This window comes from Azoarcus sp. Soil_N_20 (genome assembly GCF_057656155.1).
In genome coordinates this window covers 45,768-55,280 of sequence record NZ_JBDGKX010000023.1, presented here as the reverse complement: position 1 = coordinate 55,280, position 9,513 = coordinate 45,768, and the positions used below count along the sequence as shown (strand labels likewise).

Below are 9,513 nucleotides of genomic sequence, written 5' to 3'. Positions count from 1 at the left end.
CTTGGGTGCGGCTGCCTTGGGTGCGGCTGCCTTGGGTGCGGCTGCCTTGGGTGCGGCTGCCTTGGGTGCGGCTGCCTTGGGTGCGGCTGCCTCGGATGCCGCTGCCTTGGGTGCCGCTGCCTTGGGTGCGGCTGCCTTGGGTGCCGAGGGTGTTTTCGGTGTCCCAGGCTTCTTCAGCACCGCCGACTTCGTCGGTTGTGCGTCCACCACAGCATCGGCGGGCAGAACCTCATCAGCCGGTACAACACGCGTGACCGGGCTGATATCGGTGATCTGTGCCCCGCCCTGCTGGCGTGTCACCCGAGCATCGACCAGCACATTTTCTGCGCCCGTTCCACCCACGAACGGCAGGGCCGCGCGCAACATCACCCGCACCGCATCATCGGTGGAATGACCGTCCAGTGGCGTCACCACCGCCTCCACCCGTGGCAGCCACGGCAGAAAGAGTTCGATCGCGGCAGGCTGGTTCTTGCGCTCGGCGGCGAGCGCCGGCAACCACGCGGTGGGCGCGGCCGCCACCGATTGGAGCCACATTCGGGTCCACCCCTGCCACATCGCCCACGGCCGCATGCAGGCGGAGAACCACGTCGAGGAAAGGTCGACCAGTGAAGTCGGCACAAAAGTCTGATGTTTCATCATGAAGCCCCGGTCGGTAGTGAGGAGATGGGTCAAGGATACTCCTGCCCGCCAGCACTGGCACTGCCCGATACCTCGTCCAGCACCGCGAGAAAGCCGTCCAGGAGCGGGTCCGACCCGTGCACAAGGCTGGCGATCGCGAGCGGAAAGAAGGCAGCGTTGCCGGCGACCGGCAGATAGCGCACGCGGGGGATGCGCACGCACTCGAGTGGAGCAGGCAGCAGGGCGATCCCGAGACCCGCAGCCACCAATCCGATCTGGGTGGTGGCCTCGCGCGCGAGCTGGACGACACGGGGTTCGAACCCCGCCGCACGACACAGGCTCCGCAGAATCGACGGCAGGCCGGTTCCGGCGTCGGCCGGGAAGGTGATGAAATCCTCATCACGCAGCGTGGCGAAGTCCACGACGGGTTCTGCGGCCAGTCGATGCGCCACGTTCACCACGAGTCGCAGCGGGTCGCGGCCAATCTCGCGCACCGAGATCCCGTCGGGCGCGGCCTCGGCGCCAAAACGCACGAAACCGACGTCGAGCGCCCCGCGCCCAAGGGCAACGAACTGCTCGGCAGAGAACATTTCCCGCAACTGCAGGCTGACCGCGGGATGGCGCCGTCGATAGGCGTACAACACATCGGGCAGCGTATTGGTATAGGGCAGCGAGGCAGTGAAGCCGATCCGCAGTTCGCCCGCCTCGCCACCGGCAATCCTGCGCGCCTCGTCCACGGCATCTCCTGCCGCGGCGAGAATGTCCCGCGCGCGCAGCAGAAGTCGGCTTCCGGCCTGGGTCAGCGCAATCTTGCGCCGGCTGCGATCGAACAGACGGGCGCCGATCTCCTGCTCCAGATCGCGAATCTGCATCGACAAGGGCGGCTGGCCGAGATGCAGCCTCTCGGCCGCCCGGGTGAAATTGAGTTCCTCGGCAACGGCCACGAAATAACGCAGATGTCGGAGCTCCATTCATATGTTCCATATATTGATTGTGCGATTCCAATATATTGGACCAGGATCATGAGCGCAACTTATGATGGTCCGTCTCAGTCGCCATTCCGGATTCACGCGCCGTGCCCATCCCCCAACGTTCGTCCGACAAACTTGAAGCAGGTACGACTCCCTTTCGGCAGGCCAATCTCGCGATGTTCGTCGGGGGCTTTGCCACCTTCGCCATGCTGTACGGCACCCAGCCCCTGCTCCCCCTGCTGGTCGCCGAGTTCGAGGTGAGCCCGGCGAGCGCCAGCCTGAGCGTCTCGGCGGGCACCGCCGCCCTTGCGCTGATGTTGATCCCGGCCAGTGTGCTGTCGGATCGCATTGGTCGCGAGCGGGTGATGAAGGCGTCGCTCGGTCTGTCGGCCCTCATCGCCCTTGCCTGCGCGGCGGTCGGCGACTTTGGCCAGTTGCTCGTACTGCGTGCGTTGCTGGGGGCTGCGCTCGCCGGACTGCCAGCCGCCGCGATGGCCTATCTCGGCGAGGAAGTCGGGCCCCGCTCACAAGGCAGGGCGATGGGTCTGTACATCGCCGGGAACGCGCTCGGGGGCATGAGCGGACGCATTATTGCGGCGCTGCTCACCGACTGGGGCAGTTGGCGCATCGCGCTGCTGACGCTGGGCACGATCGGCCTGATTGCCGCCCTGGTTTTCTGGCGCAGCCTGCCGCATTCGTCCCACTTTCGTCCGCGCGCGGCCTCGATGTCGCGCATCCTCAGGGACGCCCGCACGATCGCCGCCGATCCCGGCCTGCCCTGGCTTTTCGCCACCGCGCTGCTGGCCATGGGCGCCTTCATCGGTGCCTACAACTACCTCGGTTTCCGTTTGCTGGATGCGCCCTTCGCACTCGGCCAAAGCGCCATCGGCGCCGTGTTTCTCCTCTATGTCGTCGGCTCGTGGGCTTCCGCATTTGCCGGACGACTGACCGACCGCCACGGACGGCGCCGGATACTGTGGATCATGGTGGCCATCATGTCGGGCGGACTCGCGCTGACGCTCAGCCAGCGCTTGCCCGTAGTCATCGGTGGGGTGGGGATCTTCACCTTCGGATTTTTCGCAACCCATTCCATCGCCAGCGCCTGGGTTGCGCGTCGGGCGCAGGAACGGCGCGGGCTGGCCACGGCGATCTACCTGAGTTGCTACTATCTCGGCGCCAGCCTGATCGGAACCCTGTCCGGCATTGCCTGGAGTCTGGGGCACTGGAATGGCCTGGCGGCAGGGCTCGGTCTGTGTCTGCTGGCGCTGCTCGCAATCGCCGTGCGCCTGCGAAAGCTGCCGGCCGATCCGCACTAGCCCGCAGCGTTCGCCCAGGGCTGGCACAAGGGTTCGTGCCGATGGAGGCCGCGCGCCGCCAGCCGGAACCGCGAACGACACAAGCCGGGCGGACAAGGCCTGCCCGCCCGTTTGCGGCCGTGACCGACTTGCGGCCGTGACCGACTTGCGGCCGGCGAACCGGCCTGCGCCGAACTCACGCCTCCTCGACCCGGGATTTCGGCGCACTGGAAACGCCGGACTCAATGGCGCGCCGCGGCCTGCCGGGCAGCGCCCGAATCACGGGAGATGCCGCATACCGCCTGGCCGGCCGGCCGTTCACCTTCGCAATTGGCGACGTCGGCGAGCGCGACGATGCCCACCAGGCGCTTGTCGCGGTTCAGCACCGGCAGTCGATGCAGCTGGACATCGCCCATGTTCTGCGCCACATGCGAAATGTCTTCGTCCTCGTAGCAGAATTTCACGTCCTCGCTCATGACGTCGCTCACCCGCGTGCTGTCGGGCGACTTGCCCTCGGCCACGGCGCGCACGGTGATGTCGCGGTCGGTGATCACCCCGACCAGCCGGTCATGCGACCCCACCGGCAGGGATCCGATGCCGCAGTCGGCCATGACTTTGGCGACTTCGTGCAGGGTCTGCTCGGGAAACGCGATACGCACGTCGCGGGTCATTGCTTCGCTTACTCTCATGGTATTTGCTCCTTGTCGATGCAGCCTTCGGCTGCACGCTCGATCGAGCAAGACACATTCCCGCTCCCGGCCGCAGACCTGCAACCCATGCCGGCAGCAATCACTGCGAAGCCCATGGGCGCGACCGGACGGGACCCGCGGCCAGCCCGGACCGGCCCGCCCCCCGGTCTATCGAGCGGCGAGTTTTCCGGCGATCGCGGCCACATGCTTTCCCTGGAAGCGGGCGATCTCGAGTTCGTTGGCGGTCGGCTGGCGGCTGCCGTCCGAGTCCGCCAGCGTGGCGGCGCCATAGGGCGAGCCGCCGGTAATCTCGCTCATGTTCATCAATGCCTGACACGAATACGGCACGCCGACGATCACCATGCCCTGATGCAGCAAGGTGGTATGAAACGAGGTGATGGTGGTTTCCTGCCCGCCGTGCTGGGTGGCCGTAGAGGTGAACACACTGGCGACCTTGCCGATCAATGAGCCGCTGGTCCAGTGCTTCCCGGTCTGATCGAGAAAGTTGCGCATCTGCGCGCACATATTGCCGAAGCGCGTCGGCGTGCCAAAGATGATCGCATCGAAATTCGCCAGTTCATCCACGGTGGCGATCGGTGCGGCCTGGTCGAGCTTGGCGCCGGCCTTGCGCGCCACGTCCTCGGGCATCAGTTCGGGCACGCGCTTCACGGCAACCTCCGTGCCGGCGACACCGCGCGCGCCTTCCGCCACCGCCTTCGCCATGGTTTCGACGTGACCGTACATGCTGTAGTAGAGCACCAGAACTTTCGACATGCTGAACCTCCTGGAACAATGGCCGCGAACTCGACGGCACACGCCGCTCAGCCCCATTCTGCCGGCGTGCTCGCCGTCCCCGAGGGGAGCGGCGATGCAGTGGAAACCCTCCTGGATCACCATGCCCGAGCCCACTGCCAGGCGCGGCAGAATCATTCGTGGCAGCCGCTGAACTCATGCAAATCCCATGCCCGGCCGCGGCACGCCGCCGGGCATCGTAAGCGTCCTGGCGGCCGTTCCGCACCTATCCCGGCCCGAGCGGGACATGATGCAATTTTTACTGCCCCGCTGTAATTCGTTCCGGGCCGCACCCGCGGCCGCGATGGCGTCGCCGCGCCCCGGCGTCACCCCGCCGTCAGCCATAGTCCAGCGCCGTTGCCTTGCCCCAGAACACGCGGTAGGCGAACACCGTGTAGCCCACGATGAGGGGCAGCACCACGATCACCCCGACCAGGATGAAGGCCAGCGAGCCGGGTGCGGCCGCCGCCTGCCACAAGTCCATGCGCTCGGGCACGATCCACGGAAACAGGCTGTAGGCTAGGCCATGAAAGGCGAGGACGAAGATCGCCACGGTCGCGCCGAACGGAACCCAGACCCAGGCCTCGCCCCCCTTTTCGAGCTGTTTCGGCAGCCGCCTCAGCACCACTGCAGCGAAGGCGAACAAGGCTGCGGTCAGAAGCGGGATGGGCGCGAGCAGGAACAGGTCGGGAATCGCGAACCATTTGTCGAAGATTGCCGTGTTCAGCAGCGGGGTGGCGACCGACACCGCGGCAATTCCGATTGCGGTGAGCCACAGCGCACGCGCCCCCCACCGCACTGCACGACGCTGGAGCGCGCCTTCGGTCTTGATCAGCAACCAGCCTGCGCCGAGCAGACAGTAGCCGGCGGCGAGGCCGAGGCCGATGCAGGCGGCAAACACGATATTGACGCCAGTGCGCTCGAACCCCACCACCAGAAGACCGAGCATATAGCCCTGGGCGAGTGCCGCGAGCAGCGACCCGGCGCAGAAGGCACGGTTCCACCACGGTTTGCGCTGGGCCAGGGCCTTGACCCGGAAATCGAAGGCGACGCCGCGCAGGATGAGACCGACCAGCATTGCCGTCACCGGCAGGTAGAGCGCCCCCATCACCACGCCGTGGGCAAGGGGGAAGGCGGTCAGCAGTACGCCCACGCCGAGCACCAGCCAGGTTTCGTTGGCGTCCCAGAACGGCCCGATCGAGGCGACCATGACGTCCTTCTCCGCGTCGTCGGCGAACGCGAGCAGGATCCCGAGGCCGAGGTCGTAACCATCGAGTACGACATAGATCAGGATCGCGAGTCCCATCACGATCATGAAGACCAGTGGCAACCACCCGGCGGGTTCGGAAAGATCGGGCATGACCGTACTCCTATTCGTTCCGGCATCGTTCGCCATCCGGGGGCGCGCGGCCTTCGATCGCCGCTTCGGCGGTCGCCGCACCGACCCCTGCGAGGAAGGGATCGGCTGCCGGGTTCATCGACTTGGCCCGTTCGTCCACCCCGGCCTTGCGGGCGAGGTGAAAGAGCACCGACACGAAGGCCGACAGGAGCACCACGTAGAGCAGCAGATACACCGTCAGGCTCAGTCCGATATGTCCCGCCGATACCGTGGAGGCGGCATCGGCGGTGGCGAGCACGCCGTACACCAGCCACGGCTGGCGACCGATCTCGGTCACGTACCAGCCGGCCACCACCGCCACCCAGCCGGAAAAACTCATCGCCACCAGCGCCAGGAGCACTGCCCGGCCGGGCTCGCCGTGGCGGCGCAACTGCCACCATGCGGTCCACGCCACCGCCAGCATCAGCACGCCGACCCCGACCATGATGCGAAACGCCCAGAACACCGGCGCCACCGGTGGATGGGCATCCGGAAAGTCGTTCAGTCCGCGGATCTCGGCGTCCACGGAGTGCCCCAGATAGAGCGAGGCCAGGCCGGGAATGGCGACCTCGTAGCGGTTCATCCGGGCTGCCTCGTCGGGAAGCCCGAACAGAACCGCGGGGGCGCGGCGCTGCGTCTGCCAGATGCCCTCCATCGCGGCGAGTTTGGCCGGCTGGTGATGCAGGGTATTGATTTCATGGAGATCGCCGACCAGAATCTGCAGCGGAATCAGGATCGCCGCCAGCCGCACCCCGGCGCCCAGGGCCACGCGCACGTCGTCGCCACGGTCGCCGCGCTGCCAGCGCCACGCCGAGACGCCTGCGACCAGAAAGGCCGCGGTGAGCCCGGAGGCGAGCAGCACATGGGTGAAGCGGAACGGAAACGAGGGGCTGAACAGGATCGCCAGCCAGTCGGTCGGATGTGCCCGCCCGTCGATCATGTCGAAACCCACCGGGGTCTGCATCCAGGAGTTCAGCGCCAGGATCCAGAATGCCGACAAAGTGGTCCCCGCCGCCACCAGAAAGGTGGCCAGCGTATGGACGCGCCGGCTCACGCGGTTGATGCCGAACAGCATGATGCCGAGGAAACTCGCCTCCAGAAAGAAGGCGGTGAGCACCTCGTAGGCCAGCAACGGCCCGGCGACATTGCCCACCGTTTCCATATAGCCCGGCCAGTTGGTACCGAACTGGAAGCTCATGGTCACGCCGCTGACGATGCCCAGCGCAAAGGTCAGCGCGAACACCTTGACCCAGAACCGGTAGGCATCCATCCACGCAGACTCTCCACTACGGTCGTAACGCAGCTTGAAGTAGAGCAGCACCCAGGCAAGGGCGATCGTGATCGCCGGAAAGAGAATGTGAAACGTGATGTTGGCCGCGAACTGCAGGCGCGCCAGCAGCACCGGATCGGAGGTCAGCGCGTCCACGTCGGCCTCACCCGTCTCCGCCCAGGGCCTCGGGCGATCCGTTATGGGTACGCTCGTAGAGGTCCTGGCAACGCACGCAGCGCGAGGCCGTCGGCTGCACGCGAAGGCGCGTGAACGGGATATCGACCGCACAGTCGATGCAGACTCCGGCCGCCCCCTCCGCGATACGGGCGCGCGCCATCTCGATCGCGCGCAATTCCTGCATCCCGCGCGTCATTGCGACACTTTCGTGGTCGCGCAACTGTCCCGCCTCGGCCTGATCGGCCATGTCGCCGGCCGGGGTCGTAACGCCGGGCGGCGTCCACTCGCGCAGTCGCGCGGCATGCTCGGTCACCCCGGTCCTGATTTCGCGCTCGTGGCTATCGAGCAGATCGCTCAGAACGACAAGTTGCTCATCGGTAAGGTGGCTCATTGTCTCGTCCCTGATTGGCTCACGCGTGCAAGAAAGGCGCGATCGCTCCCGAACCCGGCGCAGCAAGGACGATGCACGCCTCCGTCCGGTCGCCGCCGTGATGCCGTTGTCTTTCCCGACTGCACAGGCGCTCGACGGGGTGGGGCAAGCGGCGCGGGAGGACTTCCCGCTCCGGCATGTTCGGTGCTCGACACCGCGACACCAGGTAGTTTTTTCCGCCGCCGTGCACATTTTTCCGTCCCGCATTCCCCGCCGCCGTGTTCGCCATCGGGAGCACGGCGAATGAGGCGGCGGCTAAAACACCAGGGTCCCCAGCATGACCCCGAACACCAGCACAATCAGGAAGATCGCCAGCGCAATGAAGAACAGGATCTTCGCGATCCCTGCCGCGCCGGAGGCAATCCCGGTGAAGCCGAATACCCCCGCGACGATGGAAATAATGAAGAAAATCAGCGCCCACTTGACCATTTTCGCTACTCCGGTGTGTCTGTCTGGCGTCGGCCCGGATGGCGGCCAGCGTCGACGGGAAAACGGCGCCCGCTGACGCCGACCTGGTGATCGCGCCTGCAGCCGACGAAGACGGCGGCAGGCGACGGCCATACGGGTGCGTGACCGGCTTCGTCGACGCAAGTTCCGTACCCCACCGCCCACTCCATGCCGCCCGGCGTGGCGCTCCCGGGATCGGGGCACGCTCGATGCCGCGGGCGAACTCGATATCGACCGCCGCAGCGGTTGCGACGGTGGCGAGACCGCGTTGTACCGAGGGCCTGATCGAGCCCCTGCCGCACGCTAAAGTCGACGCACTTGCCCGCCGCCGTGGGGAAGCGGTGGCCGCCTTCCTCACTGCCCACGGCGTTGCCGGCCACCGGATCGAACTGGCGCCGCCGACCCCTCTCGCAGAGGGCGACAACGCATTCGCCGTGGCGTTGGACGCGTTGCCGGAGCGGGATCCATCTGCCACCGCCGGCAGCGACTGAACCGGAACGCCCGCCCCAAGCGCCGGGGCGTGGCCCGCTGCCGGAGATCGGGCGATCTCCTGCCTGCCCTTGCACACCAGCCGGCCGCAGGGTTTGACCTGCCCGCCGCTACCGCATCCCGGCTCAGCGGACCCCCTCCCGGCTGTTTCCGGGTGACGCATGTCCGAGCCAGCGCAGCGCGATCCACCCCGCCCCGGCGAGATAGAACAGCGAGCCCGGCACCCACATCAACAGCCCCGCCAGTTGCTGATCGGCGAGACTGCCATCGTCGCCGTAGTAGGGAACCGTACCGAAGGTCAGCAGGGCGGCGAGCAGGCCCATGTGCATCAGCGTCACGCCCATCGCCAGCAGTGCGGCCCCCCTGGCGCGCTGACCGGCACGCAGCGTCGCCCACCAGAACAACCATGCAGTAGTCAGGAAGCTCGCATGCTCCAGCAGGTGCAACCACGGGTCGTCGAGCGCAGCAACATAAAGCGCCGGCGTGTGCCAGATCCACACCGTCGCGCCATGCACCAGCGCGGTCGCTGCCGGTTCGCGGCCGAACCGCATCAGCGCCCGCCACAGCGGCCGCCAGCGCGCGCCGGCCGCAATGCGCCACTGCGGCAGCGGGCCGGCCAGGGCCCACATCGGGGCCACCACCACCATGAAGGTCAGGTGCTGGATCATATGCATCGCGGTGCTGGTCTCGGCCCATTGGTCCAGTGGGCCGAAAGCGGCGATGGCTGCCAGCGCCGTGCCACAGTGGAACCAGAACTGTGCCCCGGCGCGCGGCGGGCATCGGCGGACCCCACGCAGATAGAGCAGCCACATCGCGGACAACACGGCCGCCCCGATGAGCACCGGCAGGCGCTCATCGAGGTGGGAGCTGCCGTCGACCAGGCCATGGGCCGCGGCCGGCATGGCCCACGACAGGGCGATGAGCAAAAGGCTGGCATTGGTACCCATGGCGGCTCGT

Annotated in this window: 11 protein-coding genes; 2 read left to right on the top strand and 9 right to left on the bottom strand. The window is 66.9% G+C overall.

Features of this window, described 5'->3' with window-relative positions; genetic code table 11:
• Together AC3A35_RS26075 and AC3A35_RS26070 are read right to left on the bottom strand one after the other, a co-directional pair.
• Window positions 1-672: hypothetical protein (locus AC3A35_RS26075; protein WP_487439461.1), on the bottom strand; the 672-nt coding region annotated here is incomplete at its 3' end.
• Complete coding sequence (locus tag AC3A35_RS26070; protein ID WP_487439460.1) at window positions 669-1,589, bottom strand: LysR substrate-binding domain-containing protein; 921 nt, start codon at window positions 1,587-1,589, stop codon at window positions 669-671. The genes AC3A35_RS26075 and AC3A35_RS26070, both read right to left, overlap by 4 nt.
• Before the next feature lie 176 nt (window positions 1,590-1,765).
• On the opposite strand from AC3A35_RS26070, the gene AC3A35_RS26065 reads away from it, so the two are divergent.
• The gene (locus AC3A35_RS26065; RefSeq protein WP_487439463.1) at window positions 1,766-2,905 is read left to right on the top strand and encodes an MFS transporter; all 1,140 of its coding nucleotides are present in this window, start codon (window positions 1,766-1,768) and stop codon (window positions 2,903-2,905) included.
• A 221-nt stretch (window positions 2,906-3,126) separates the two neighbouring features.
• On the opposite strand, the gene AC3A35_RS26060 is transcribed toward AC3A35_RS26065, so the two are convergent.
• The 6 genes from AC3A35_RS26060 to AC3A35_RS26035 form a co-directional block, all read right to left on the bottom strand.
• The gene (locus AC3A35_RS26060; protein WP_487439459.1) at window positions 3,127-3,573 is read right to left on the bottom strand and encodes a CBS domain-containing protein; all 447 of its coding nucleotides are present in this window, start codon (window positions 3,571-3,573) and stop codon (window positions 3,127-3,129) included.
• A gap of 168 nt (window positions 3,574-3,741) precedes the next feature.
• A complete protein-coding gene (gene wrbA / locus AC3A35_RS26055; RefSeq protein ID WP_487439458.1) occupies window positions 3,742-4,347 on the bottom strand; it encodes an NAD(P)H:quinone oxidoreductase in 606 nt (201 codons plus the stop codon).
• Between the two features lie 355 nt (window positions 4,348-4,702).
• Window positions 4,703-5,725 (bottom strand): cytochrome d ubiquinol oxidase subunit II, encoded by a 1,023-nt coding sequence (locus tag AC3A35_RS26050; RefSeq protein WP_487439457.1) that lies wholly within the window; start codon window positions 5,723-5,725, stop codon window positions 4,703-4,705.
• A 10-nt stretch (window positions 5,726-5,735) separates the two neighbouring features.
• Window positions 5,736-7,169, bottom strand: coding sequence for a cytochrome ubiquinol oxidase subunit I (locus tag AC3A35_RS26045; RefSeq protein ID WP_487439456.1), 1,434 nt, complete (start codon window positions 7,167-7,169; stop codon window positions 5,736-5,738).
• Between the two features lie 7 nt (window positions 7,170-7,176).
• The gene (locus tag AC3A35_RS26040; RefSeq protein ID WP_487439455.1) at window positions 7,177-7,581 is read right to left on the bottom strand and encodes a TraR/DksA family transcriptional regulator; all 405 of its coding nucleotides are present in this window, start codon (window positions 7,579-7,581) and stop codon (window positions 7,177-7,179) included.
• Between the two features lie 294 nt (window positions 7,582-7,875).
• Entirely contained in the window at window positions 7,876-8,049 is a 174-nt protein-coding gene (locus AC3A35_RS26035) for a DUF1328 domain-containing protein (RefSeq protein ID WP_487439454.1), read from the bottom strand.
• Between the two features lie 38 nt (window positions 8,050-8,087).
• Between AC3A35_RS26035 and AC3A35_RS26030 the strand changes: the two genes are divergently transcribed.
• The gene (locus AC3A35_RS26030) at window positions 8,088-8,558 is read left to right on the top strand and encodes a hypothetical protein (protein WP_487439453.1); all 471 of its coding nucleotides are present in this window, start codon (window positions 8,088-8,090) and stop codon (window positions 8,556-8,558) included.
• A 123-nt stretch (window positions 8,559-8,681) separates the two neighbouring features.
• On the opposite strand, the gene AC3A35_RS26025 is transcribed toward AC3A35_RS26030, so the two are convergent.
• Complete coding sequence (locus tag AC3A35_RS26025; RefSeq protein ID WP_487439452.1) at window positions 8,682-9,503, bottom strand: cytochrome c oxidase assembly protein; 822 nt, start codon at window positions 9,501-9,503, stop codon at window positions 8,682-8,684.
• Between the last annotated feature and the right edge of the window lie 10 nt (window positions 9,504-9,513).